This window comes from Gilliamella sp. Fer4-1, assembly GCF_001690515.1.
Lineage (GTDB): Bacteria > Pseudomonadota > Gammaproteobacteria > Enterobacterales > Orbaceae > Gilliamella > Gilliamella apicola_C.
Genome location: NZ_LZGZ01000085.1, coordinates 1 through 26,074, shown reverse-complemented (window position 1 = coordinate 26,074; position 26,074 = coordinate 1). Strand labels below are relative to the sequence as shown.

Sequence of the window (26,074 nt, the reverse complement as noted above, 5' to 3'; positions counted from 1 at the left end):
AACAAATTAGTCAATGCCAACGTTACCTCAAAGGATGGCGATTGATAACCAACCGCAGCATTCCATACACTATAACCAGCACGTTTAAATTGATTTTTATCATCGTTATACATAGCTCCTTTATAATTGACTTCCAATTCTGTAAACCAATTATCGTAAGGTAAATAACGAATGCTTAAATAACCACTATTTTTAGCAGTATTAGGCAAATATTTTCCTTGGTTGGCCGGTGTTTTTTTATCTTTGTGAACTTTGGCTTGTTGATAACCAATACCACTATTTATATACCATTTTGATGCCAACTGACCAATAACACTTAACTCAATGCCTCGGCTACGATCACTACCTTTAACCGCCCAATTATAAGGATCGTTAATAGCATCAGGTTGATAACGGACGTTGTATAATTCAAGATCATAAAGGGCTATTTGAGAAGAAAGCTTATCATCTAACCAATCACTTTTGACACCAACTTCATACTGGCGTGAATATTGAGGTTTATCATCATAAACTGTTTTTGAGTCAGTAGATATAGTAATAAGCCCACGCCCGCCATAAGGTGCAAAATTTTTACTATAAGAAGCATAAAAACTCTGTGATTCTATAGGTTGCCAAATTAAACCAACTCGAGGACTTAACGTGTGTCCATCATATGAACGATTTTGGTGTTTTAATTTATCGTCTGATGCAAATTTATAATCGTCATAACGTAATCCTGCGAGTAACTTCCACTGTGTTGTAAAACTGATTAAATCTTGCCAATAAAAGCCTGTCGATGTTGCTTTATGGTTAGTTTTGGTATTTAATTTATTGTAATGAGGCTTTTGGGAATGCCAATGAGGATGAAAAGGATCAACGGCCTCAGGATAAGCGCTTGTTAAGGCTAATCTTGGTTGACGTTTTTCAATGTTATATTCCACACCAATAAGCATATCATGAACAATACTGTCCGTATTAAATTTTCCCATTAAATCAACAGTATTGCTATAGGTTTTATTGGCTGTCTCTTGCCAAGCGCGGCGAAATTGCAACTTCCCCGGATGGACACAAGCTTTGCCGTTATTCAATTTTCCATTTAAATGGCAATAACTACCTGCATAAATGTGATCGAAGTTTTGAGCTGCTTGGCGGTATAAATTCGTTAATTTAATTGACCAATCATGATTAAATGCAAATCCCATAACAGAGCGTAATGAACTAAAATTATCTTTCACATAATCATTTGGATGAGCATAAGACGTTTTAGTTGACACGCCTTTGGGTAAATCATAATAAGCTGGCGGCCGATCAGGTTTACGCCACAAATGATCATGCGTGTATTGAACTAACCAATTAAATCCCTCTAAATTATCATAAAGTAGGCTTGGCGACACCATTGTATCTCTTTGCTTAATCCCTTTACGAAAACTTTTATCTGATTGATGATCAATAGTCATTCGCATTACCAGTTTATCATGTAAAATATGATTAATATCAATCATACCACCATATTTATCCCATGAACCTCCACGTAAGCTTAAGGTTGTTGGTGAATCAAAATTAGCTTGTTTACTAATCATATTAATTATTCCACCACCCGAACCCCGTCCATAAAGCACAGATGCAGGACCTTTCAATACTTCTATTCGTTCTATATTTGCAGTACTTTGCCTAACCTGCCCACTAGCACGAACGCCATCACGATAAATATCACCAGAGCTTGCCGAAAAACCGCGAATTTTTACCCCCTCATCACGCATATCATATGTTGTATCAACTCCAGGCAATTTATTTACTATTACATTTAAATCACTTTGCCCATAAATTTTCTGTTGCTCAAGATTCACTGAATTGATCGTTTGCGGAACATCTTTGATATCAAAAGGCATTTTTGTCGCTGTTGATGATTTTTTTATCCGCTGATCATTATTATCTTTAACATTAGCGATAACTTTCATGGTCTCGATATTAGTATCATCTTTAATATTTTCCTGAGCACAAACAATAACCGATGCTGTACTCAATAAGCCGAATATGGTTAATTGATTAACGAATTTCATTATTTTTCCTATCGTTTATTGTTTTACCAAATCTAAAAATTAATAGTAATGATAACCATTATCATTTGCATTATCAACTTATTTTATGAATTTTGAGCAATTTGCAGGAAAAACGCTGACATTGTTTATAGTGATTGGAAAAATTATGGCGAAAAATAGACATAAATTATCATCGAAAAAATAAGTAAAAGTCATCTCAATAATATAAATAAAAATCAGAGGAAAACATCAAGTTCAAAAAAGCCAGTACAGTGTTCAAATAACAGATAGTTGACAAGGCTTTGTCAATACCTATCTTTGGTTAGCTGAAATCATTAACCACTTAAGTATTGATAAATTACGCTTGATAAAGGGACGGGGTAAATCAATTCTGGTAAAGCTGCAACAGCAAAAATTATCGCCTTGAATATATTTAAATCTATTATGATCAAGTTTATCGACACTCAGCTAATAGCTCAATATCGCCAAAGTAATATGAAAAGCAGTATTACCTAAATAATATATTTGTAACGTCGAGTATTGTCTAATACTTTGGCGAGGAGGAAAATTACGAATATTGTTTAATATATCAATGAAATAAAGCATTTTCTGGTTTATCGATTCTAGATAAACAACACCTATTATTTTTATATGAACGATTTCAAACTTTCTTTTGCTTAAACTAAGGCACACAACGCGCCTTAATTAAATATGTTAACTAAAAATACAGTTATTTGACTGTTCTTTCACTACGCGATAAACCAATGATCCCTGATCGAACCATTTCAACAATATTACATGTTTCGCGAATTGAAGCTAAAAATGAGTCTAGCTTTTCACTGGTGCCCGATAATTGCACAATATAATGCGTTGCGGTGACATCCACGATCGATCCCCTAAAAATATCGGCACAACGTTTTACTTCGTCACGCGCATCAGCACCTTTTGCGGCAACTTTGACTAGCATGATTTCTCGCTCGACATGTGGTCCTTCGGTTAAATCATGCACGCGATAAACATTAACCAATTTATGCAACTGTTTTTGGATCTGTTCAAGCACATGCTCATCGCCTGTGGTTTGGATTGTCATACGATGCATAGTTGGGTCTTCAGTTTGTGCGGTAGTTATTGTTTCAATATTAAAACCCCGCTGTGAAAACAAGCCAATAATTCGTGACAATGCGCCCGGTTCGTTTTCAGTTAAAATTGATAATATATAACGCATTAGGTTCTCTCCGTTTTACTAAGCCACATTTCGTTCATTGCGCCACCTCGCACTTGCATTGGGTAAACATGTTCAGTAGCATCAGTCATGACATCAACAAAAACCAAACGGTTTTTAATTTCCAGTGCTTGTTTAAGTTTAGGCTCAAGATCTTCACGCTTAGTTATTACTATACCTACATGGCCATAAGCTTCTGCAATTTTAGCAAAATCAGGAAGGGACTCCATATAAGAACTCGAATGTCGGCCAGCATAAATCATATCTTGCCACTGCTTAACCATGCCTAAAAAACGGTTATTTAAATTTAAAACTAGTACAGGCAAACCATATTGCAAAGCCGTTGAAAGCTCCTGTATATTCATTTGAATACTACCGTCACCTGTCACACAAACAACGGTTTTTTTAGGAAATGCTAACTTAACACCAAGCGCTGCTGGCAAACCAAATCCCATCGTGCCAAGTCCACCTGAGGTAATAAAATGGCGTGGTTTATCAAACGGGTAATAAAGCGCCGTGAACATTTGGTGTTGCCCTACATCGGTTGCCACAAAGGCATCCCCTTTGGTCAATTTATATAATACTTCAATTGCTTCTTGTGGTTTGATGCTTTGCCCTTCATGACTATAAGCTAGACAGTGACGAGCGCGCCAGTGTTCGATCTGCTTCCACCAATCAATCAAAGCATCAAGATCACGTGCAGTATTTAATTCATCTAACATTGACAACATCGTTTCAAGAACAACTTTTGCATCACCCACCACAGGGATCGAAGCCAAAATAGTTTTAGAAATAGAAGTAGGATCAATATCAATATGAATAATCTTGGCTTTTGGGCAATATTTTTCAACATTGTTGGTAGTTCGATCATCAAAACGAGCACCAATTGCAAAAATCACATCAGCATTATGCATAGCCATATTGGCTTCATAGACGCCATGCATACCAATCATGCCAAGGTAATGTTTGCCGGTCCCCGGAAAGGCGCTAATGCCCATCAACGTTGAAGCAACTGGTAGATTGAGTTTTACTGCGAGTGTTTTAATTTCGCTACTTGCGTCGGCAGCAATTACACCACCACCAATAAACAACACTGGTTTTTTTGCAGCTAATAGCGTCGTTAATGCTTTTTTGATCTGCTTTTTATGTCCTTGAATAGTTGGATTATAAGATCGCATTAAGACAGATTTTGGGTAGTGATAATGATATTTATTAGCTGGATTAACAATATCTTTTGGCAAATCAATCACCACTGGACCTGGTCGTCCAGTCGAAGCGATATAAAACGCTTTTTTGATAGTTTCTGGAATATCTTTACTGTCTTGAATTAAAAAACTATGTTTAACAATGGGGCGTGAAATGCCGATCATATCACATTCTTGGAATGCATCATTACCAATTAGATTACTGGCGACTTGGCCAGACAATATAACTAATGGCACAGAGTCCATATAAGCGGTTGCAATACCAGTAATTGTATTGGTTGCTCCAGGGCCTGAGGTAACTAAAACAACGCCGACATCGCCTGTTGCTCTAGCATAACCGTCTGCCATATGTACCGCTGCTTGTTCATGACGAACTAAAATATGTTCAATGCCGCCTAACGTGTGAATTGCATCATAAATATCAAGAACACTACCACCGGGATAACCAAAAATCTGCTTTACGCCTTGGTCAATCAAAGATTGAATAACCATTTCTGCACCTGACAGTTTTGCCATGGTTGTTGCCTCCAATGTAACTGATTTGTCATTTTCTGAATCATTTTGCATCAACTTGTAAACAAAATCAATAAAGTCAATTAACTAAGCACATTACAGGCAAAATTAGGTGCTAACAAAATTAATTTTTGCAATATCATGAATAATATTCATAAGCTATCCCTATTTATTTAAATATTGCTAGTTGATTTGATTGTTAATTTTTTATTTTTTATATACACTCAAAGCCTAAGTTTTTCTAGTCATCATGTTACTAGGATTCTTCATTACCTAAAGGTACTAATATGAGCAATATTTTTTCTAAACCAACTTCCCTTGCTGATTGGCAATTAGTTAAAGTTTCAGGCCAAGATAACCGAGTTTTTCTGCAAGGGCAAATAACTAACGACATTAATCGGCTTTCTGAACAGGCAACACTCTATGCTGCTCATTGTGATAATAAAGGCAGAATGTGGAGTACTTTACTGTTATTTCAGCGAGGCGATGATATCTACTATATCGTGCGTAAAAGCGTTGTAAAAAAACAAATTGCTGAGCTAGCAAAATATGCTGTTTTTTCTAAAGTAACTATTGAGCCAGTCCAAGATTTGAATATAATTGGGTTGGTCGGTAATGCGATTCCGTCAACAATTGTAAACAAATTAAGTAATATCAACTGTTTTACTGAAAATAACATTACCTATATCAAACTTCCTTTACCACAAATGCGCGTTATAATGGTAACGCCAGAGCCTATTCAAGATGATTTACTACCATGCGATGAGTGGTTAAAACTTGATTTACAAGCAGGCTATCCTATTATTGATGATAACAATATGGCAACGTTATTACCGCAAGCCTGTAATTTACAATCTTATGATGCAATCAGTTTTGAAAAAGGCTGTTATTGTGGTCAAGAAATGGTAGCAAGAGCGCAATTTCGCGGCGCTAATACTCGTGGTATGTATGTAATAAAAGGTACCAGTGATGTTCTCCCTGAAATTGGTAGCACGCTTGAATACAAGCTTGCTGGTGGCTGGCGAGAAGGTGGAATTGTCTTAGCCGCTGCAAAATTAGACGAAAAAAATGGCGTTTGTGTCCAAGTTGTACTTAATAATGGGATTGATTTAAATACCCCATTTAGAGTTTATGGAAATGATAACAGTCGAATGACCTTTTAGTTATTTTCAGCAATAAACTGGAATAAGATAATGCTTATTCCAGTTATCTTTATGCCTATCTTTTAAAATTAGCTTGCAAGTTCCTGATTAACAACTGCTATAAAATAACTTACCCCCGTTGTTAACACTTCATCATTAAAATTAAATGCTGGATTATGCAAATTGGCACCACTACCTGCACCTAACCAAACATAAGCGCCGGGAATTTTTTGCAACATAAAGGCAAAATCTTCAGCCCCCATAGACGGATTGTGATCGATGATCAAGTGATCTTCACCGACGATTTTTTTAGCGGCTGTCATTGCAATTTTGGCTTGTTTAGCATGATTGATTGTCGCAGGATAACGTCGCTGATAATCGACTTCGGCTTTGACTTCAAATGTTGTGGCAATACCTGTTGCTATTTGTTTAATGCGACTTTCAGCCATATCTTGCACTTGAGCACTAAATGCCCTAACCGTTCCGCGAATCACTGCGTGCTGAGGTAATACGTTCCAAGTATCCCCGCTGTGAATTTGCGTCACGCTAACGACTAATGAGCTAAGTGGATCAGCATTACGGCTAACAATACTCTGTAAACCATTCACAATCTGAGTAGCCGTTAAAATAGTATCTTTACCTAAATGAGGAGCTGCTGCATGCGCGCCAATACCCGTTATTTTAATTTCAAATACATCATATGATGCCATCATTGGACCGTGGTTAATGTAAAAGTGATTTAACTGCATATTAGGTTGATTATGAATACCATATACAGCCTCAATAGGAAACCTATCAAATAAACCATTTTCAACCATAACTTGAGCGCCACCCTCATTTTCTTCAGCGGGTTGAAAAATAACAACAACTGTGCCAGAAAAATCACGATGTTCACTAAGATATTTGGCTGTACCTAATAATATTGCCGTATGCCCATCATGACCACAGCCATGCATTTTGCCTGAGATAGTGGAGCAATAATTGATATTATTCTCTTCAATAATATCTAATGCATCAATATCAGCTCGCAGAGCAATCCATCGCCCTTCTTTATTGCCTTTAATAACACCAACTACGCCAGTTGGCGCAAAATCCGTATATAATTGAGTAATACCAAATGATTGCAGTTTTTCGATAATAAATTGCGTAGTTTTGACTTCTTCAAAAGCCGTTTCGGGGTGAGCGTGAATATGATGACGCCATGCTATCATTTCACTTTTTAGATCATTAATACTATTTGATATCATGAGTGATTCCTTAATGGGTAACTAACTTACAGCATAACACGCTGTTTTTATCAACACTATAACGTGATTCCCACTTTTATAAAAATAACTATTTTTACTATGAATATCAATTTTGGTTATATGTTGCATATTTTGAACAAAATAATAACTTTATGCACTTTTAACACAATATTGATTAACAAAAATTGACTGAAAAGTAAGATTTCCTGAAACTTTTTAACAACAATTTCAAGTAACAATAATATGCTGGAATTACTCGTGTTATTTACAGTAATTCAAGAAACGGCTGTAATGAATAGGCATCACACATCTTCTCAGACAAGGAATATAGTCTTTATATCCATAAAGTAAAATCACCGTCACCAATTGGGCTAACTGTTTTATGTTGTTCGTCCATTTATAACGCTGAAAGATCTCATAGAAATTAAATAGCCTGACGTAATTGCATATCAAACACGAAAGCAGACTGCGTAATTTTCTACATGAGTAGTGTGCTCGCTATGGGATATTTACACAACTATTTACATTTTAGGCTCTATTTTTTGTAAAAAATATTCAGGATTCTATACCGTTTGGTGATTAATTGAGACTCCACTATATTTATTTGTTGAATAACGTATGATGACTATTATATCAATCAAACATTCACGAAAACTGCCAGCTCTCAAATGAATGGGTAAGCTGAAAGCGTGATATGTGCTTTAAATGGCGATATAGCATAATCAGCACATAGTTAGCGATTCAAAAGACAAAAAGGTTAAGCGATTTTCGACAAAGCACCTTATAAGTTTTTAGTAGGTTATTGTAATCATAAAATGTAAACCAGCCGATGTTTCCCTACAAATAATAATAGTTCACATAACCCGATATTAATAAAAAAGGACCAAATGGAATAATCTTTGTAAGATTTTGATTGAATGCATATCGCAAAAAAAGATAATACACAACCCCCAATGATGAAGCAAAAAATAACAGCAGGGGTAATAATGTATAAGGTAACCAAGCTCCCAATGCGGCAAGTAGTTTGATATCCCCACCACCTAATCCCTCTTTTTTAGAGATTAAATAAAATAATGTAGCAGGTATTTTTAATAATAAATATCCCCAAAAAATGCCCAGTAAAGCATCGGCTAACTCAAGGTTTGTGATGTTAAAATAGGCAAGCATAACACCTACCCACATCAACGGTTGTGTAAACATATCAGGTAATAAATAATATTTAAAATCAATCAACGCCAGCAGTAAAAAATAGCAGCCAAGAAACATTAAGATGTAACTTTGAAAATGCATACCTTTATCGACATAGATTATAGTAAATAAACCAGCGACAAATAATTCGACACTAACATAGCGTAACGAAATCTTGGCATTGCAATTATAACAACGACTTCTTAAGATAAACCAAGAAACAACTGGCAACAATTGCCAAAACTCGAGTTTATTATGACAATGTGGACAAGCGGATCGCTGAACGCTAATACAACATAAATACTGAAATGTAGACATTGATGGCAAATAACGGCAATAAGAAACATAAACAAAACTACCCATGCAAAGCCCCAAACAGATGATCATAAACATTAGCATTAGTGAATCACCTCGCCCATTTGAAAAATAGGCAAATACATCGCTACAATTAAACAGCCAATAATCAAAGCTAACACTAGCATTAATAATGGTTCAAAAGCTTGCGATAAATTATCGATTAAGACTTGATTTTGTTCTTGATAATAGGCTGCTAACTTATCGAGCATTAAATCCAATGTGCCTGACTCTTCACCGACGTGAATTAATTGTGAGCATAAATTAGGAAAATATAATTGCTGGTGTAAAACATGACTAAATGAATAACCTTGTTCAATACCCGCAATGATCTGTAAAATACTATTACGATAAAGGCTGTAATAAGTGATATTCGTTGTTGCAGCTAAACCTGTTAATAATGGTATACCTGCTTTTTGGGTGATAGCAATGGTTTGAAAAATCTGGGTTAAGCAACTAGTTTGAACCGCCTTACCAACAATAGGGCATTTTATTATCATCGCTTCAATTTGAAGTCGATAGCGCATTTTAAAATAGCGTTGATAACAAAAATAACTGATCATAAATCCTATACACCACACTAACCAACTTTGTTGCAAATTGTTGGAAAAATCAATAATACATTGAGTAAAAGCAGGTAATTGAGCATCGAAATCTTGATAAATATCTGAAAATTTTGGCAACACAAATAGCAACATGACTAAACTGACGATCATCGCAACCGATAATAAAAACAGAGGGTAACGCACTGCTTTTTTAAAACTTTTTTGTAATTTGATTGATTTTTCAAGCAATAATGCTAGCTGTTCAAAACTCTCATCAAGTTGTCCTGTTAACTCACCAACTGCGATAATTTCACAATATAAAGGAGAAAACACCGAATGATGTTGGTGTAGTACATGAGACAATGCTTCACCTTTAGCGATTTGTTGCTTGATATCAGATAACAAATATTGCCAATGCGGTTTAGGTTGTTCTTGGACTAACAAATGTAATGTATCAATAATAGATAATCCCGCTTTTAACATAGTAGCTAATTGTTTGGTAATTATTAGCAAATCAGCACAGTGAAAACTACGTGTAGTAATAATAGCGCCTGCTTTAATCTTAATAGCAATTTTACCTTCCAGTAATAACTGACGCTTAGCGAGTTGTTGTGATTGAGCGATGATTTTGTGTTGATTAAAATCTAGATCATACCAATAGTAGAGTCTTTTCATGCTTTATCTCCCAAGACTCGATTTAACTCCGCTAAGCTTGTGATACCCTGCTTAATTAAATTTTGACCTGCTATTTTTAACGACGTCATATTTGAAGGCAAAATAGCTTGGTTTGCTAATATTTGCTTTTGAATGTCGGGGGTAATAACTAAAAATTCATATAGTCCAATTCGCCCTTTATAACCGCCAATACAATTTGGGCAACCCAAAGCTTGATAATTTGCTATTTGCTCTTTACCCAATCTAATTAGCTCATTTGCCTTAACCTTACAGTGTGGGCACAGCTTTCTGACTAGTCGCTGAGCGATAACTAATTTTAGGCTCGATGAAAGTAAATAATTTTCAATACCCATTTGATTTAACCGTGTTATGGCTTCAATGCTAGAATTAGTGTGCAAAGTTGATAAGACTAAGTGCCCTGTCTGTGCTGCTTGAATAGCAATTTCAGCCGTTTCATGATCGCGGATCTCACCTATCATCATCACATCAGGATCTTGTCGCAATAAGGCTCGTAATACGATACCAAATGTCAATCCAGCTTTGGGATTAATTGCCGTTTGATTAACACCTTCAAGAGGAATTTCTATAGGGTCTTCAACACTACAAAGGTTACGCTCAATTTTATTTAATTGTTTTAGTGCGCTATATAACGTAACCGTTTTTCCGCTTCCAGTGGGTCCCGTCACCAATATCAATCCTTGTGGATAGTCTAAAATTTGTTTGAATAGAAAAAGATCTTCATCTGTTAATCCCAAATCATTAATGGTTAGTTCAGATTCATGATTATCCATAACTCTTAAAACTATTTTTTCACCATTCATTACTGGTAAGGTGGCAATACGCATAGTATAACGACCAATGATCAACTGGCCATCTTGCGGTAATCTGTGCTCAGCAATATTTAGCTTAGACATAATTTTTAATCTTGCGGTTATTTGTTTAGCCAATGCAAGAGGTGGTGACAACATATCATGTAAGACCCCATCAATACGCATGCGAATACGATAACTATGCAGGTAAGGCTCAAAATGAATATCCGAAGCTCGCTTATCTAATGCCTCAAGCAATAATTTATCAATACTTTCAATGAGCTGATCTTCTTGCATAAAAGCGCTTCCTTATCCATAAAAGATTAAAGAGTTAACATCAAAATTTGAATATATCTTCACAAGCACGGGTTAAACTAGCATCGGCTGGCGACGTCGTACAAACCCGGTGCCAATCTAAATTACCGTGGGTAGCACTTACTGTTGGTGTTAATGTGGACGTTAATCCAGTTAAAGCACTGGTGCCAACTAAGGTAATAACGCCGTTATTGACCGTAATTGATGTGACATAATTAGACGTTCGGCTTGCCGGTATACCATTATTACCACTACTACAGTTGGTTAAACTGCCTTGTTCTACTGCGCAGATTTCGACGGCTGTTTTATATGACGTCATGATTTGCAACATATCTGTCAACGCAGCTTTTTTTACATATCCTTGATAAGCAGGCACACCAATAGCCGTTAAGATAGCAATCACAATAATAGCAATCATCAGTTCAAATAAAGTAAAACCCGCTTGTTTAGACATAAATACCTCAAAATATCAATGAATGATTCAATAGAAAGAGTCTTTATAGCAAAACAAAAAAGTGGAATAATAACGAAGTGTTAAGCGTGGAAAAGAAAATCCATAACACAATGAATTATTACTTTAAATGTGCAAGCTATGAGAAGCTGATCGCAAAAATATTTAGGCATCGGTTTATCAGATAAGTTGGAGTCAATATGTCCTTAAAAATTGTTAATGGTTGGTTACAGGGTGTTAAGCAAGCTATTTCACCTTTTTATGATGAACGACCAATCAATAAGCCGATATCGCTACTTGTTATCCATAATATTAGCTTACCGCCCAATGAATATGGCGGACCTTATGTTGAACAGCTATTTACAGGGCAACTTAATCCTGAGGAGCACCCGTACTTTGCTTCGATTTATCAACTTAAAGTGTCAAGTCATCTATTTATTCGGCGTGATGGTGAAATTATTCAATTTGTTCCATTCAATAAACGCGCTTGGCATGCAGGAAAATCAGTATTTGAAGGCCAAGAAAATTGTAATGATTTTTCAATTGGTATTGAAATGGAAGGATGCGATACCGATAGCTTTACTTGCATACAATATCAACAACTAGCAAAAATCACTTTATTACTTCAACAACACTATGCTATTGAAAATATTGCTGGGCATAGCGATATTGCCCCTGATCGTAAAACAGATCCAGGGCCTTGTTTCGATTGGCAATATTATCAAAGTTTGCTAATGCAACAATCACAAGAGTATATGCTACTGAATCAACTTCAAAAAATAACTAAAGAATTACAAAAAATCAATTTATGGCAAACAATGCCACCAACCCCAGATGCCTTTTTAAGTCAAGAACCCTTTGCGCTAGACACAATGCAACCACACGAATGGTTACAATGGGTTTTTATTCCACGCATGCAAGCACTAATTGATGCCAAAGCTAATTTACCTAAATTTGCCTTGCATCCTTATTTTGAAGAAGCGCTAAAAGAGCAAAAACAAAATGTTAATCATCTACTTTCTCTAATTAAGCAACTTGATGAATTATATTGATTTAATCATAAAAAGTTACCGCATTAATATGCGGTAATGGTTAAAGTGAACGTATTTAAATAAAATACTTTTACAGAGTTAATTATATTTAACGCTGTTTTTAAAACGCTAATTCCCACCGCTAGTCATTCGGCGATACTCATTCACCGCCTGCTGGTGATTGCTGTAAGTACTTGAAAACGTATGCCCACCAGTTCCATTAGCAACAAAAAACAGATAATTAGTTTTAGCGGGGTGTGCTGCAGCTTCAAGTGAGGCAAGACTTGGCATGGAGATTGGCGTTGGTGGTAATCCTTCAATAACATAAGTATTATAAGGGTTTTCAGTATCAGTCAAATCGACACGTCTAATAGTACCTTTATAGTTATCACCTAAACCATAAATAATTGTTGGATCAGTTTGTAACTTCATTTTGGCATTTAAGCGATTAACAAATACTGAAGCCACATTAGCTCGCTCAGAACTGACGCCTGTTTCTTTTTCAATTATTGATGCAATAATCAATAATTCATAAGGTGTCTGATACGGTAAATTGCTATCACGATTATCCCAAATTTTTTGTAGATTACTTTTCATCGTCATATGCGCACGTTTGAGAATATTGATATCTAATGTGTCTGCTGTATAACGGTAAGTATCGGGCGATAACCAACCTTCAATAGATCCGTCAATGCCTAACAACTTCGCTATTTCTTCATCTGTTTTACCTACTAAAGTTTGCTGAATGTAAGGCGTATTTTGAATTACTTTCAACCAGTCTTTAGCCCGTTTACCTTCAATAAATTGAATTGAAAAATTACTTTCTTTGCCAGACACTAACAATTTCAAAAACTCCTCAACAGTCATATGTGGGTGTAATTGATAAGAGCCTGCTTTAATTGATCTTAATGACGGATTTAGCTTACACAAATAAGGTAACAAATAAGCTTGTTGCATTAACTTGCTTTCTTTTACTTGGGCAACTAATTGATGCATAGATGTACCTTTCTTCAATATAAACATCTGATTTTCATCATTTACTTGCATTTGCTGTTGAGAAAACTGGTGTAAAAAATAATAACCAATAGTCATTGAACCTCCCACAATTAATACTAGGGGGAGTAGAGTGTATAAAAATATTTTTTTAATCATAACTTATTTATCTACTATAATGAATTTTTGCGCGTGAAGTTAAGTGTGTTATTAACTCGTAAGCACTTATACCTGTATGCTTAGCGATTTCCTCGACGGGGAGTTCTGGTCCCCAAAATATGACTTCGTCACCCGGTTTTTCACTGCTATTTATTCCCAAATCAACCACAATCATATCCATTGAGACTCGGCCAACAATGGGGACTTTCCGTCCATTAATCAAAACTGGGGTATTTGGTGGAATACTTCGAGGATAACCGTCGCCATAACCCATCGCAACGACGCCAAGAAAGGTATCTTGCTGACTACGCCAAATTTGCCCATAACCAACAGATTCCCCTTTTTTGTGTTTTCGTACTGCAATTAATTCAGATTTAAATGTCATGGCTGGTTTAAGCCCCGCAACTGGCGCCTCAAAGGGCGAGACGCCATATAAAGCAATTCCAGAGCGAACCACCTCATAATGTGCTTTTGACCAAGCCAATGTGCCACCTGATGCAGCAAGCGAACGCTTTCCAATCAGTGATTTGTCATCAATTGAAGCAATAAACTGATCAAATAGCGCTATTTGCTTTAACGTTTGTTCAGAAGTGAGATCATCGGCCGAACTAAAATGACTCATAATATTAATTGGCTTGCAAACCACTGAACAACGAGCTAAACGATAAAATTCAGCTTTAGCCTCGTCAATACAAAATCCTAACCGATGCATTCCTGTATCAAGTTTAAACCACGGAATAATTTGCTCACTCAAAGGAGAGCAACACAGCGCATCGATTTGCCATTTACTGTGGATAACAGGTTGAATATTAAAATCAATCAAATCATCAATGCTTTCGTGAGGGAAAAAACCTTCCAAAGCCACGATAGGCGCATTAATGCCATTATTGCGCAACGCGATTGCTTCGGAAATTCTCGATACCCCTAAATAATCGACTTTATCACATAACAACTGTGCAATTTCTTTTATTCCGTGTGAATAAGCATTGGCTTTAATGATGGCAACTAGCTGGCTATTAGGCGCTATACTTTTAAGATATTCAACATTATGAATAACTGATTGACGGTTAACTTCAACAACTGCAATAGACATGTACTTACCTGAATTTTGATTGAATGACTATTTTAAATTCTGTTTGTAATAATAACAAATTTTTATTTTTATACATATCTATTAATAGGTTAAGTCTTTTTTGATTTAAAAAGCTTTTTATTTACATATCAAATGATAATAGTTATTATTTAGATTATCATTTGAATAACTTTTTGCTGGTATAGGATAAAATAAACAATGAAATTAGCTACTTCAAAAATTTATATTAAGCCAACATTATATATTACACTACTAAGCCTTTACCTAAGCACAAATACTTTTGCGGCAGAAAACCGAACTTCCCCACAAGACACAATTAATTATAGTGACCGCAGATCGTAATGAAAAAACCATATGGGATAGTTCGGTATCAGTTAACGTAATTAATCGTGATGATATCGAAAAACAAAATGGTGATTCTGTTGTCGAAGCGTTACGTGATATTCCAGGTGTTGAAATTACTGATAATTCACTAGCTGGACGTAAGCAAATTACGATCAGAGGCGAAGCTCCAGCGCGAATTTTAATGTTAATTGATGGGCAAGAAGTAACATATCACCGCTCAGGACATGGTTCTGGTGCTGGTGTATTAATTGATATGGAATCCGTTGAACGAATAGAAGTGATTAAAGGTCCGCATTCCGTTCTTTATGGCTCACAGGCTATTGGTGGTGTCGTTAACTTTATTACACGTAAAGGGAGCAAAAACAACGCTCCGCTTAATGGCGATGTTAAACTTGTTTATAACCAATCCACCGATGGCTTTACCGAAATGGGTACCGTTAATGGCACCATCGATAGTATTTTTGATTATAGAATTAGCAGTTCTAACGCTAAAAATAACGATCGTAAAGCCTATCAAGGTAAATTGCACAATACTGATTTCGATAATGAGAGCTTAAGTTCATGGTTTGGGCTTAATATCGACAAACATAAATTTGGACTTTCACTTGAAAGTTACCAGCTTGATACTAAAACCTATTTTGCTAAAGATGATAATTCACCTTCAATTAAGGATTTTTCTGTTAAATTACCTAAATTACAACGTGAAAAAATGGGGCTATTTTATGACTATGATCTTGATAACTCATTCCTCAAAAAAATCCATTACGATGCTTATGTACAAAAATTAAATCGACAATTTATAAATCATGTTGTCGTGTCACCACGCCCGATAATGAATGTCACCACCCATACCGCCACAAATGATGAACAAAAAACGTATGGCATGACATTCCAATCTGATTTTGTTCTACATAAAGATATGAGATTGATTATGGGCTCACAATATCAACAAGACAATGTTGATCAACATTCACATAATACGGTTGTATCAAAAATGCCGTCGCCAAGAGCCAGTTATAGTCAGCACAAATATTTAGCCAATAAATGGCAACAATCAAGCTTTTCGCTATTTGCTCAAAACGACTGGGCTATCACTGATGATATATCATGGAATATAGGGGCTCGCCAATATTGGGTAACATCAAAACTTAAACGTGGTTCAAGCTCAATTAATAAAATACCAACAATCGGGCAACCATTAGTAACACACAAAATTGATAGTAAAAAGAAAGACAGTGATAATAACTTTGTTGTGTCTTCTGGGTTAACTTATTCTGGCATTAAAAATGCGCAATTAAGAGCCTCTTTTGCACAAGGCTATGTTTACCCGACGCTTTCTCATCTTTATGCTGTAACTTCAGCAGCAAGCCAAACACTTTATGGAAACTCAAAATTAAAAGCTGAAAAGTCAAATAATTACGAAATTGGATTACGTTATAATAATAGTAAATGGTTAGTTGATATGGCCATTTACTATTCAGCAGCAAAAAACTATATTACAGAAATGAGCTGCAATGGTTCTGCAATTTGCGACGGCGCATCAGGGGCTAATTTTAATTATTACAATAATGCCAACAAAGCCAAAACCCATGGTTTAGAATTGAGTATTGAATACCTTGATTTTGCATTTATCCCTTATATTAAAGGCAATTATCTGCGTCGTCAGATTAAAACTGACCGATATACTACATATGATTCAGGTAACCCACGCTTTACTGGCAGTGTTGGCGTAAAACACAACGCCTATTTTGATCACTTTGATCTTGATTCAGATCTATTTATGCGATTTGCCAGCAATGCAACTCAGCGTAGCGATTCATCAGTTTATCGTTATCGTGGTTGGTCAACATTAAATTTATCTACCAGCACGGCATTTGGCGATAATCGGCAATATAAAATTGGTTTAGATATCAACAATATATTAAATAAAAACTACACAACCGCCTACGAAAGCATACCCGCTGCAAAATTTCACGCTATAGTGAGTGCTAGCATAAAATTTTAAAAATAGAAAACTTAACACGATATGCACTATTTATATCATAATGGTTACTCTAATTGTTACTATGCGATTTACCGCATAGTAACTGTTAACTAACAAACTACTTACTCAACAAATTTTTATAAAGATGTCGCAATGCCATGATAGGATGATAAATCATCATTCTTGGACCAGAAAACCGCATGACTTGCTTTATTTTTTGTTTATAATCTTTACGATAACAATGCTTAGGACATCGTTCACACGTCGTTTTATTCTCACCAAAACGACACATTGTTAAACGTTGCATAGCATATTGCAACAGATCGTTGCATTCATTACATAACTGATGATTTTTGCTATTATGCTGTTTATGACAATATAAATAGAGCATGGCACTCACCGTTTTTTTCTCTTGAATAATCTTTGGTCCGATATTATTGGCAACCATAACTAAAAAACCACTGAATAAAGTGTTAAAATAAAACTAAAACATACCTTTATCATCACAAGGAATAGTAAAAATGGCAAGAATTATTAATAAAGATACCACGGTTTGTATGTCACTTTCAGCAAGGCCAAGCAATTTTGGTACTCGGTTTCATAATTATTTATATGAAAAACTTGATCTTAATTACTTATATAAAGCCTTTACTACCAATAATTTAAAAGATGCAATTTATGGCATTAAGGCCTTAGCTATTCGAGGCTGTGCCATTTCAATGCCGTATAAAGAAGCTTGTATTGAGTTTATTGATGAATTAGATGATTCGGTAAAATCGATTCAATCGGTGAATACCATTGTTAATACCAACTATCACTTAAAAGCTTATAATACAGATTATATTGCTGTTGCTAAACTTATTACAGCCAATAAAATTGATCATACTACGCCCTTTGTTTTAAAAGGTAGTGGTGGTATGGCTAACGCGGTGATTGGGGCTTTTTATGATGCAGGATTTAAAAATGGCATTATTGTTGCGCGTAACCAACTCAAAGGTGAAGCTTTAGCCAAACGATACAACTACACATGGGTAAAAAACGAGCAGGACATATTACCACAGCAAGCGAAATTAATTATTAACGTCACTCCAATTGGGATGCTTGGTGGGGTTGAAGCTGATGAATTAGCTTTTCCTCAACCCATGATAAACAACGCCGATATTGTTTTTGATGTGGTTGCATTGCCAGTTGAAACACCCATGATAAAATATGCTAGAAAACTAAATAAAATCATTATTTCTGGAGCAGATGTTGCAACAATACAGGCACTAGAACAATTTGTGCTATACACTGGCGTAACACCTTCTGCCGAATTGGTTAAACAAGCCAGTGAGTTCGCAAGGCAAGCTTAATTGATATTCCCCCTAAAGAACGGGGGATTTTTATCGCAGTTGATAGCAAATTACCTTGGTGGTTTTCTACTATCTACTCTTTTCTTTTTATCCCAATAGATTGAACTAATCGCTTAACGAAAGCACAAGCGGAAGATTTCGATTTTGTTTTTAACACTTAAACTTTAAGTCAAAAACCATTCAGAAAAGCTATTGATTTTATTAAAGTTTTTGTTTTGTGTTTTTTAGTTAAATCAATGCGTTGGGTAACTATCAATAAAACTACCTGTAAAAAACTTTTACTCTTTTCTTTTTATCCCAATAAATTGAACTAATCGCTTAACAAAAGCACAAGTGGAAGATTTCGATTTTGTTTTTAATACTTAAGTCTTAAGTCAAAAATCGTTCAGAAAAGCTATTGATTTTATTAAAGTTTTTATCTTCTATTTTTTTAGCTAAATCAATGTGTTGGGCAACTATCTGTAAAACTACCTGTAAAAAACTTTTACTCTTTTCTTTTTATCCTAATAGATTGAACTAATCACTTAACAAAAGCACAAGTAGAAGATTTCGATTTTGTTTTTAATACTTAAATTTTAAGCTAAAAATCATTCAGAAAAGCTATTGATTTTATTGAAGTTTTTATCTTCTGTTTTTTTAGTTAAATCAATGCGTTGGGTAACTATCAATAAAACTACCTGTAAACAAGACTTTTTATTCTTTCTTTTCTTTTTATCCTAATAGATTGAACTAATCGCTTAACAAAAGTACAAGTGGAAGATTTCGATTTTGTTTTTAACACTTAAATTTTAAGCTAAAAATCGTTCAGAAAAACTATTGATTTTATTAAAGTTTTTGTTTTATGTTTTTTAGTTAAATCAGCGAGTTAGACAAATAAACAGATAAATTTAACTATTCCACCGAATTGATTCGGTGGAATTTTAATAGCGATGCTATAACATCGCTTGATGTAATTTATGATACACGGCTAACAACTTTTGATGCATTGCAAATTGCTCTAAATTGTTATTGGCTAGTTCATCGGCTGAGACAAAATCCGCCAAGCCAAAAAATGTTTTTTCACCATTAGCATATTGCCACATTTCATCAACACAATCTTTGCCATACATTTTGCTAAATGCATTTTGGTATTGAGTAAACGTTTGAGGATCACGTTCAATCATAAAATTAACTAGTGTTTGCAAGCAACGATAGGCATGATTACGTGCTGGTGTAAATATCGAACCATTCATTTCAACCGTCCAATCAATCCATTGTTGTGCTTGCACTAAGTCTTTACCTGCCAAGGCCAGCATCGCCTTTAATTCGCCAATTCGCAATGTTAACCAAGCATTATCGCTACCCGTTGCAATGCCAAGCAGTTCACGAACGCGTGCATAATCATCAAGACCTTCATCATCAAGCTGTTCAATCATTGCCAAATACTGTTTTGTGCTAAATTTCTTATGAGGTAATGACAAAATAAGATCGCGTAGGCCAATTGCCATGTTGCTATTGGCAAGTAATAGATCTTCAGGAGGGTAAATTTCGGACATGCCAACAGCTAAAATACGACAAGCGTAAACGCCCAGATGCTCATAGTCCATGATTAGTACTTCTGTATTGTGGCGATTGAAAATAGACATTAAATTAGTGAACTCTTGATCTGTGGTACCCGAAAAATCCCAATACACAAATTCATAATCGGCTTGCTCTTTAAATAGATCCCATGAAATCAAGCCACTTGAATCGATAAAGTGTGTTTCTAAATTACTAAGATCCGCTATCTCATCATTATCAAAACTTGGCGGAGAAAACACATCAAGATCTTTTAAACTGCGCCCTTGTAATAGCTCGGTGACGGTTCGTTCAAAGGCAACTCCAAAATTTGGATGTGCACCAAATGACGCATAACACGTTCCATTTTGCGGATTAAACAACACAACACAAATCACGGGAAATTCACCACCCAATGAGGCGTCAAAGCAATAAAGCGGAAAACCTTCACTTTCAAGTGCGCTGATGGCAGCCAAAACAGCTGGGTACCGGTTAATCACTTCGTTTGGAATTAGAGGTAAGCTAATTGCTTCGGCTATGATTTTGTTTTTGGTATAACGTTCAAAAATTTCTGATAACCCCTGCACGCGTGCTTCATTTCGAGTATTGCCCGCTGACATACCGTTAGATGCATATAAATTAGCAATTAAATTAACTGGCACATAAACCGTTTGCTTATCGGATTGTTGCTCAAATGGTAACGCACAAATACCCCGCTCGCCATGACTTGATTGTAAATCGACTAAATCGGTTGCACATAGTTCATTATCCGGATCATAAAACTTCAGCAAGTTTGGGGTTAATAATCCTTTAGGTAAGGAATTATCCTCAGGAATGGTAAACCATTTTTCGGTCGGATAATGCACAAAATCAGCATTTGCTACTTGTTTTCCTAAATAAAAATCGGAAAAAAAGTAATTAGTAGATAACCGCTCAAAATACTCACCCAAAGCCGATGCTAACGCCGCTTTTTTGCTTGCACCTTTACCATTAGCAAAGCACAAGGGGCATTTTGTATTTTGAATATGCACTGACCATACATTCGGTACAGGATTAAGCCAAGAAGCTTCTTTTACATCTAAATCATATTTTGCTAATTGTTGCTGAAAATAATTAATTGAATCTTCAAGGGCAGCATCTTTGCCCAGAATATAAGTTTTCATAAGTTAATCTCAAAATAATTTCATGTTACAATAATCACGCCTTACAGCTTTAAAGACATATAACTGTATACGCAAATTAGAAAAAATAGAAGTTAAAAATTAATCCCCCTTTCAATAAGGAAATAAAATGAACAAAAAAATAAATTTTAAAGATATTTCCATCAAAGACTTTTTTTTCTTTGATAAAATGATGACACCTGTATTTATCACTATCGTATATTGGATTGCTTTAGTACTTGTTGGCTTTAGTGCATTAAGCATAATAATAGGTAGTTTTGCTATATTTTCCTATAGTGCTGCCGCAGGAATAGTTGCGTTTTTCACTGGTATCATCACTTTTGTTGTAGGCTTTATTTCAACTCGTATTGGTTTCGAATTACTTTGTGTATTATTTAGCATCAACAATAACATCAGAAAACTCGCTGAAGGAAAAATAGGCGCTGAAAATACTAATTCGGAAAAAACAGAATAGTCATCGAGCCAAATACAACAAATTAATAATAAGTAAACTGATTATTTAAGCTAAAAAGCGGGAACTTATTCCCGCTTTTTATTGCTTTATCAATAAAATTAAAACCACAATTACTCATTCACCACACTAAGCTCGTTAAGTGGCCACCTTGGTCTAACATTAATAGCCAAATCTGAATACTGCTTCGCTTTTAAATGAATCATACCTGCATAGGCAATCATAGCGCCATTATCGGTACAAAACTCAAGTCTTGGGTAATAAACCTGACCTTTACGCTGTTGCATCAACCAAGTTAATTTATCACGCAAGGTATTATTAGCACTCACACCACCAGCAATGACTAAACGGTTAAAGCCCGTTTGATCAAGCGCTCGACGTGATTTAATTAATAAAGTATCAACTAAAGCATCTTCAAAGGCTCGCGCAATATCCGCTTTGGTTTGGCTGTCAAGCTCGCAGCCCTCTGTGCTATGCTGATAAATAGTATTAGCCGCCGCAGTTTTTAGCCCCGAAAAGCTAAAATCAAGCCCTGGCCTATCGGTCATTGGGCGAGGAAACGAAAAACGTGACGCATTGCCTTGTTGAGCTAACTTTGACAATTTTGCGCCACCAGGATAATCCAACCCAAGTAATTTAGCTGTTTTATCAAAAGCTTCACCAGCAGCATCATCAATGGATTCACCAATAAGTTCATATTGACCAATACCTGTAACGCTAATAAGCTGTGTATGCCCGCCAGAAACTAATAAGGCAACAAATGGAAATTCAGGTGGGTTATCTTCAAGCATTGGTGCAAGCAAATGCCCTTCCATGTGATGCACTGCAATAGCTGGCACATTCCATGCATAAGCAAGCGAGCGTCCAATTGATGCACCAACCATCAAAGCACCGATCAAACCAGGGCCTGCGGTATAAGCTACTCCATCGATATCAGCTGAATCTAAATTAGCTTCTTTTAATGCGGCTTGAATTAACGGCACTGTTTTGCGTATATGATCGCGTGAAGCAAGCTCAGGCACAACGCCACCATAATCAGCATGTAATTTAACTTGAGAATAAAGTTGGTTTGCAATCAAACCATGAATATCATCATAAATGGCGATGCCTGTTTCATCGCACGAGGTTTCAATGCCTAGGATCTTCATTAATGTCTACCTGCAAAATCAGTAAGATCTTCTTCGCTCCAGAGATCTTGTTCGGTGCTATCTTTATCGGAGATGCGGTGCGCTTCAGTTGCCCAATCACCTAAATCAATAAGTTGGCAGCGTTTACTGCAAAATGGACGATAAAGACTATCATTATTCCATTCCACTTTTTTTTGACAAGTTGGGCAATTAACAAATATAGCTGTATTTTTATTCATTTCGACTCTTTCTTTTTCAATAATCAGTATTTAATAGTACTAACAGCAAGCTAATTCAAATTCAAGCTCATCGGTGTTGACGTTATCGCAAACATCTAGCGATAAAAAACGAATACTAAAGCGCGACATATGACCTGATACTTGTGGATACACATTTTTATCTAACGAAACTCGAATCCGAACCAAGTTTACATCACCATTAGTCTCTTGAAAAAAATTGTTAAAACAAACAAATCGCTTAAATTCGCCCATTTGCCTAATTAGTTGCATATAGCATGTTAGAGATTTATCCAGCGTTGACAAGTGCTCTAACCAACTTTTAACTTGAATATCGCGCTTTTCTTGTGAAATTTTGAGCCACAAATGGAACGAAGGCAAATCAAAACTACAACACCCACCTGGAATCATCAAACGTTGGCGAATAGCAGTAATAAAACGATCATCTCTTAATGGCTGTCCCAAGCGTCCTATCTCATTAAATTGAGCTGAAAAACAATCAAACTGGTGGATCAATTCATTAATGAGATCATGATCAACACAATCAAAAGTTAGCCACAAAGTTAACTTTTGTTTTTGCGATTCAAGTTCTTTAGTCAAATCGCCTTTAACATCATTACGCTCAATAATTTCTAACAGTTCGGACAATGCATGAAAAAAAAGCAATGCGTTATTCTGATCAAAATGACAATGTGTATTTAATTGATTTAATAAAAATTCAATACGGAGCCAAGTACGCATTTTTTCATTTAATGGATGTTCAAAAATAATGTCATTCATCTATCTAAATCTTACCATTAAAGTTATGTAAATATTGTTGATGCAATTGATCAACTTGCACAGTTAGCGACGTAAAATTATCATCATTAACGATGATATCATCAGCATAAGATAAGCGTTTTTGCAAAGATACTTGCGATCCTATCATCTTTTTAGCTAGTGATTGACTAATATTATCCCTTTCTATTAATCGCGCCAATTGTAACGAGATTGGGGCATCGATTATTAATACGCGGTCTGCTAATGTGTGTAAATTGTTTTCAATCAATAGTGGCACAACCCAAATAACATATGTTGAATTTTGCCTAGCAATTTGTTTTTGAGTTTCTTGTTGAATTATGGGGTGCAGTAAATGATTAAGCCAAAGGCGTTCATGATCATTATTAAAAATAATCTCACGTAACTGACTGCGATCGAGTTCGCCATTGGCAAGCAAAATTTCTTGGCTAAAGTGCTTAACAATTTGGTTAAGCGCATCGCTACCAACTTGCACAACTTGCCTTGCAATAATGTCTGCATCGATAACAGGCACACCTAATTTAGCAAACAAATTGGCAATAGTACTTTTACCACTGGCAATACCGCCACTTAAAGCAACAACATAAGGCATAAAGTCAATTCCAATCCAACAAAAATATTAAGTTATTATAGCATACAAGTAGATTGATTATGTAACTCAAACCATAAGCTTGAGTTAATAATTCAATTAACAAAATTATTCACCCAAATAGCACATAATAGCTATAATTCGAAAAATTTATCCACGATTATAAAATAAATTAAATAAAACAGTTGTTTTATATCACTAGCTGTATATAATTACATATATCTGTATATAAAAACAGGAAAAAATAATGAGGCCACTAACCGCACGTCAGCAACAAATTTATGATCTAATAAAAGACAACATTCAAACCACAGGTATGCCACCAACGCGTGCCGAAATCGCTAAAAAATTAGGGTTTCGATCCGCTAATGCGGCCGAAGAACACCTTAAAGCTTTAGCTAAAAAAGGAGCTATTGAAATGATTGCAGGATCTTCACGAGGTATCCGCCTTTTGCTTGAAAGTCCTGTTGAACAAAATGATTTTGAAGGTTTACCGCTTATTGGTCAAGTTGCCGCAGGATCACCAATACTAGCGCAAGAGCATATCGAAAGCCATTACCAAGTCGATCCTTCACTGTTTAAACCTCATGCCGACTTTTTATTAAGAGTGCATGGCATGTCAATGAAAGATATCGGAATATTAGATGGTGACTTGTTAGCTGTACACAAAACTCAAGACGTTAAAAATGGTCAAATCGTTGTTGCTCGCATTGATGACGAAGTCACCGTTAAACGTTTATCTTGCAAAGGTAAACATGTCCGTTTAATTGCCGAAAATGAAGAGTTTTCACCAATTGAAGTTGATTTAGAACAACAAAACTTTGCCATTGAAGGACTTGCTGTTGGTATCATCCGTAACGGATCATGGATGTAACAATAAACATCATTGCAAGTGTATAGATGTATAAGAAAAGTTAGTATAAAATAACAACCACACTAAAGTGTGGGGAGACAACTATGTGGCTATTTTGGTTATACGAATTTTTAGGATTTATTGCAACGCTATTACTTATTTTAGGCTACTGCCGTTTTAGAGGAATTGGATTTTGGTCTTTAATATGGAAACAATTAAAATGGGTATCTTTAGCTGTACTCATTGTTTGGTTAACCATTGCTGTGCTTTGCCGAACTGATTTATACAATGCAACTCATTGCTATTTTAGAGGTGAAAGTATGCATGCCAACACCAAATATTCTATCTTTTTGGGGGAATGCCAAGTTGAAACACCAAGCGGTAGTTATGTGCCTATCGAACGCTCTAGAGCGATACCAGGATCAAGTAGCCACGATCACGAAAGTGACGATAACAGCGGTGTTACAAATGATTTTTACCCAGTTGATTAACTTATAAAAATATTAAAACAACTACAAATCCAGTATCAAATTACTGGATTTTTTTATTCTAAAAATAAATTAAATAATAAATGCATAAAAGCAGATATAACGCAACAGATGAACTCCCCCATGCATGGCTAAAGAATGCAATCTATTGATAGTTGCTCATATCATCCATAA

General features: G+C 35.6%; 23 protein-coding genes and 1 pseudogene. 8 read left to right on the top strand and 16 right to left on the bottom strand.

Annotation, left to right across the window (positions count from 1 at the left end):
• From A9G30_RS03375 to ilvI, 3 genes are all read right to left on the bottom strand, one after another.
• Positions 1-2,039: TonB-dependent receptor (locus A9G30_RS03375; RefSeq protein WP_065588061.1), on the bottom strand; the 2,039-nt coding region annotated here is incomplete at its 3' end.
• A 709-nt stretch (positions 2,040-2,748) separates the two neighbouring features.
• Entirely contained in the window at positions 2,749-3,243 is a 495-nt protein-coding gene (gene ilvN / locus A9G30_RS03370; RefSeq protein WP_065566682.1) for an acetolactate synthase small subunit, read from the bottom strand.
• Complete coding sequence (ilvI, locus tag A9G30_RS03365) at positions 3,243-4,961, bottom strand: acetolactate synthase 3 large subunit (RefSeq protein ID WP_065588060.1); 1,719 nt, start codon at positions 4,959-4,961, stop codon at positions 3,243-3,245. The genes ilvN and ilvI overlap by 1 nt, the downstream gene beginning before the upstream one ends.
• Before the next feature lie 284 nt (positions 4,962-5,245).
• On the opposite strand from ilvI, the gene ygfZ reads away from it, so the two are divergent.
• Positions 5,246-6,121 carry a tRNA-modifying protein YgfZ gene (gene ygfZ / locus A9G30_RS03360; RefSeq protein WP_065581984.1) on the top strand — a complete coding sequence of 292 codons (876 nt, stop codon included), beginning with the start codon at positions 5,246-5,248 and terminating at the stop codon, positions 6,119-6,121.
• Positions 6,122-6,189: 68 nt separating this feature from the next.
• Here ygfZ and A9G30_RS03355 read toward each other — a convergent pair whose 3' ends face one another.
• From A9G30_RS03355 to ppdD, 5 genes are all read right to left on the bottom strand, one after another.
• Positions 6,190-7,347 (bottom strand): M20 aminoacylase family protein, encoded by a 1,158-nt coding sequence (locus A9G30_RS03355; protein WP_065588059.1) that lies wholly within the window; start codon positions 7,345-7,347, stop codon positions 6,190-6,192.
• 837 nt (positions 7,348-8,184) lie between these two features.
• Complete coding sequence (locus A9G30_RS03350; RefSeq protein WP_065588058.1) at positions 8,185-8,934, bottom strand: prepilin peptidase; 750 nt, start codon at positions 8,932-8,934, stop codon at positions 8,185-8,187.
• On the bottom strand, positions 8,934-10,109 hold the full coding sequence (locus A9G30_RS03345; protein ID WP_065588057.1) for a type II secretion system F family protein: 1,176 nt from the start codon (positions 10,107-10,109) through the stop codon (positions 8,934-8,936). The genes A9G30_RS03350 and A9G30_RS03345 overlap by 1 nt, the downstream gene beginning before the upstream one ends.
• On the bottom strand, positions 10,106-11,215 hold the full coding sequence (locus A9G30_RS03340; RefSeq protein ID WP_065588056.1) for an ATPase, T2SS/T4P/T4SS family: 1,110 nt from the start codon (positions 11,213-11,215) through the stop codon (positions 10,106-10,108). Before A9G30_RS03340 ends, A9G30_RS03345 begins: the two co-directional genes overlap by 4 nt.
• A 40-nt stretch (positions 11,216-11,255) precedes the next feature.
• The gene (ppdD, locus tag A9G30_RS03335; RefSeq protein WP_065588055.1) at positions 11,256-11,687 is read right to left on the bottom strand and encodes a prepilin peptidase-dependent pilin; all 432 of its coding nucleotides are present in this window, start codon (positions 11,685-11,687) and stop codon (positions 11,256-11,258) included.
• Positions 11,688-11,884: 197 nt separating this feature from the next.
• On the opposite strand from ppdD, the pseudogene ampD reads away from it, so the two are divergent.
• Positions 11,885-12,421 (top strand): annotated as a pseudogene (gene ampD, locus A9G30_RS13560) (1,6-anhydro-N-acetylmuramyl-L-alanine amidase AmpD); the annotation flags it as partial.
• A complete protein-coding gene (locus tag A9G30_RS13555; RefSeq protein WP_442903441.1) occupies positions 12,419-12,736 on the top strand; it encodes a YqcC family protein in 318 nt (105 codons plus the stop codon). The pseudogene ampD and the gene A9G30_RS13555, both read left to right, overlap by 3 nt.
• 108 nt (positions 12,737-12,844) lie before the next feature.
• On the opposite strand, the gene mltG is transcribed toward A9G30_RS13555, so the two are convergent.
• Complete coding sequence (gene mltG, locus A9G30_RS03325) at positions 12,845-13,867, bottom strand: endolytic transglycosylase MltG (RefSeq protein WP_065580601.1); 1,023 nt, start codon at positions 13,865-13,867, stop codon at positions 12,845-12,847.
• A gap of 7 nt (positions 13,868-13,874) precedes the next feature.
• Positions 13,875-14,960, bottom strand: a complete 1,086-nt coding sequence (gene alr / locus A9G30_RS03320) for an alanine racemase (RefSeq protein ID WP_065588053.1) — start codon at positions 14,958-14,960, stop codon at positions 13,875-13,877.
• A gap of 280 nt (positions 14,961-15,240) precedes the next feature.
• Between alr and A9G30_RS03315 the strand changes: the two genes are divergently transcribed.
• Entirely contained in the window at positions 15,241-17,310 is a 2,070-nt protein-coding gene (locus A9G30_RS03315; RefSeq protein ID WP_081295611.1) for a TonB-dependent receptor, read from the top strand.
• A 97-nt stretch (positions 17,311-17,407) separates the two neighbouring features.
• On the opposite strand, the gene A9G30_RS03310 is transcribed toward A9G30_RS03315, so the two are convergent.
• Complete coding sequence (locus A9G30_RS03310) at positions 17,408-17,737, bottom strand: nitrous oxide-stimulated promoter family protein (protein WP_065588052.1); 330 nt, start codon at positions 17,735-17,737, stop codon at positions 17,408-17,410.
• A gap of 73 nt (positions 17,738-17,810) precedes the next feature.
• Here A9G30_RS03310 and A9G30_RS03305 point away from each other — a divergent pair, with 73 nt between their 5' ends.
• Positions 17,811-18,641, top strand: coding sequence for a shikimate 5-dehydrogenase (locus tag A9G30_RS03305; protein WP_065566694.1), 831 nt, complete (start codon positions 17,811-17,813; stop codon positions 18,639-18,641).
• Between the two features lie 932 nt (positions 18,642-19,573).
• On the opposite strand, the gene ycaO is transcribed toward A9G30_RS03305, so the two are convergent.
• Positions 19,574-21,340, bottom strand: coding sequence for a 30S ribosomal protein S12 methylthiotransferase accessory factor YcaO (ycaO, locus tag A9G30_RS03300; protein ID WP_065588051.1), 1,767 nt, complete (start codon positions 21,338-21,340; stop codon positions 19,574-19,576).
• 127 nt (positions 21,341-21,467) lie between these two features.
• On the opposite strand from ycaO, the gene A9G30_RS03295 reads away from it, so the two are divergent.
• The gene (locus A9G30_RS03295; protein WP_081295610.1) at positions 21,468-21,812 is read left to right on the top strand and encodes a DUF4282 domain-containing protein; all 345 of its coding nucleotides are present in this window, start codon (positions 21,468-21,470) and stop codon (positions 21,810-21,812) included.
• Positions 21,813-21,922: 110 nt separating this feature from the next.
• Here A9G30_RS03295 and tsaD read toward each other — a convergent pair whose 3' ends face one another.
• Genes tsaD through coaE form a run of 4 tightly spaced genes read right to left on the bottom strand, consistent with a single transcriptional unit; the run spans position 21,923 to position 24,562 of the window.
• Complete coding sequence (tsaD, locus tag A9G30_RS03290) at positions 21,923-22,957, bottom strand: tRNA (adenosine(37)-N6)-threonylcarbamoyltransferase complex transferase subunit TsaD (protein ID WP_065588050.1); 1,035 nt, start codon at positions 22,955-22,957, stop codon at positions 21,923-21,925.
• Complete coding sequence (gene yacG, locus A9G30_RS03285) at positions 22,957-23,175, bottom strand: DNA gyrase inhibitor YacG (RefSeq protein WP_065588049.1); 219 nt, start codon at positions 23,173-23,175, stop codon at positions 22,957-22,959. The genes tsaD and yacG overlap by 1 nt, the downstream gene beginning before the upstream one ends.
• A gap of 39 nt (positions 23,176-23,214) precedes the next feature.
• Positions 23,215-23,952 (bottom strand): cell division protein ZapD, encoded by a 738-nt coding sequence (locus A9G30_RS03280; RefSeq protein ID WP_065588048.1) that lies wholly within the window; start codon positions 23,950-23,952, stop codon positions 23,215-23,217.
• Positions 23,953-23,956: 4 nt separating this feature from the next.
• Positions 23,957-24,562 (bottom strand): dephospho-CoA kinase, encoded by a 606-nt coding sequence (coaE, locus tag A9G30_RS03275; RefSeq protein WP_065581968.1) that lies wholly within the window; start codon positions 24,560-24,562, stop codon positions 23,957-23,959.
• 244 nt (positions 24,563-24,806) lie between these two features.
• On the opposite strand from coaE, the gene lexA reads away from it, so the two are divergent.
• Together lexA and A9G30_RS03265 are read left to right on the top strand one after the other, a co-directional pair.
• Positions 24,807-25,433 carry a transcriptional repressor LexA gene (gene lexA / locus A9G30_RS03270; protein WP_065566699.1) on the top strand — a complete coding sequence of 209 codons (627 nt, stop codon included), beginning with the start codon at positions 24,807-24,809 and terminating at the stop codon, positions 25,431-25,433.
• Between the two features lie 83 nt (positions 25,434-25,516).
• Entirely contained in the window at positions 25,517-25,903 is a 387-nt protein-coding gene (locus A9G30_RS03265; RefSeq protein ID WP_065588047.1) for a hypothetical protein, read from the top strand.
• Positions 25,904-26,074 lie beyond the last annotated feature (171 nt).

Bases quoted from the DNA above. Each gene is read 5' to 3' on its own strand.
- A9G30_RS03340 (WP_065588056.1), bottom strand. From the start codon at position 11,215: ATGCAAGAAGATCAGCTCATTGAAAGTATTGATAAATTATTGCTTGAG.
- A9G30_RS03265 (WP_065588047.1), top strand. From the start codon at position 25,517: ATGTGGCTATTTTGGTTATACGAATTTTTAGGATTTATTGCAACGCTA.
- ilvI (WP_065588060.1), bottom strand. From the start codon at position 4,961: ATGGCAAAACTGTCAGGTGCAGAAATGGTTATTCAATCTTTGATTGAC.
- mltG (WP_065580601.1), bottom strand. From the start codon at position 13,867: ATGATTAAAAAAATATTTTTATACACTCTACTCCCCCTAGTATTAATT.
- lexA (WP_065566699.1), top strand. From the start codon at position 24,807: ATGAGGCCACTAACCGCACGTCAGCAACAAATTTATGATCTAATAAAA.
- A9G30_RS03355 (WP_065588059.1), bottom strand. From the start codon at position 7,347: ATGATATCAAATAGTATTAATGATCTAAAAAGTGAAATGATAGCATGG.
- alr (WP_065588053.1), bottom strand. From the start codon at position 14,960: ATGTCTATTGCAGTTGTTGAAGTTAACCGTCAATCAGTTATTCATAAT.
- yacG (WP_065588049.1), bottom strand. From the start codon at position 23,175: ATGAATAAAAATACAGCTATATTTGTTAATTGCCCAACTTGTCAAAAA.
- A9G30_RS03310 (WP_065588052.1), bottom strand. From the start codon at position 17,737: ATGGTTGCCAATAATATCGGACCAAAGATTATTCAAGAGAAAAAAACG.
- ilvN (WP_065566682.1), bottom strand. From the start codon at position 3,243: ATGCGTTATATATTATCAATTTTAACTGAAAACGAACCGGGCGCATTG.
- ygfZ (WP_065581984.1), top strand. From the start codon at position 5,246: ATGAGCAATATTTTTTCTAAACCAACTTCCCTTGCTGATTGGCAATTA.
- A9G30_RS03295 (WP_081295610.1), top strand. From the start codon at position 21,468: ATGAACAAAAAAATAAATTTTAAAGATATTTCCATCAAAGACTTTTTT.
- tsaD (WP_065588050.1), bottom strand. From the start codon at position 22,957: ATGAAGATCCTAGGCATTGAAACCTCGTGCGATGAAACAGGCATCGCC.
- A9G30_RS03345 (WP_065588057.1), bottom strand. From the start codon at position 10,109: ATGAAAAGACTCTACTATTGGTATGATCTAGATTTTAATCAACACAAA.
- coaE (WP_065581968.1), bottom strand. From the start codon at position 24,562: ATGCCTTATGTTGTTGCTTTAAGTGGCGGTATTGCCAGTGGTAAAAGT.
- ycaO (WP_065588051.1), bottom strand. From the start codon at position 21,340: ATGAAAACTTATATTCTGGGCAAAGATGCTGCCCTTGAAGATTCAATT.
- ppdD (WP_065588055.1), bottom strand. From the start codon at position 11,687: ATGTCTAAACAAGCGGGTTTTACTTTATTTGAACTGATGATTGCTATT.
- A9G30_RS13555 (WP_442903441.1), top strand. From the start codon at position 12,419: ATGCAACAATCACAAGAGTATATGCTACTGAATCAACTTCAAAAAATA.
- A9G30_RS03350 (WP_065588058.1), bottom strand. From the start codon at position 8,934: ATGCTAATGTTTATGATCATCTGTTTGGGGCTTTGCATGGGTAGTTTT.
- A9G30_RS03305 (WP_065566694.1), top strand. From the start codon at position 17,811: ATGGCAAGAATTATTAATAAAGATACCACGGTTTGTATGTCACTTTCA.
- A9G30_RS03280 (WP_065588048.1), bottom strand. From the start codon at position 23,952: ATGAATGACATTATTTTTGAACATCCATTAAATGAAAAAATGCGTACT.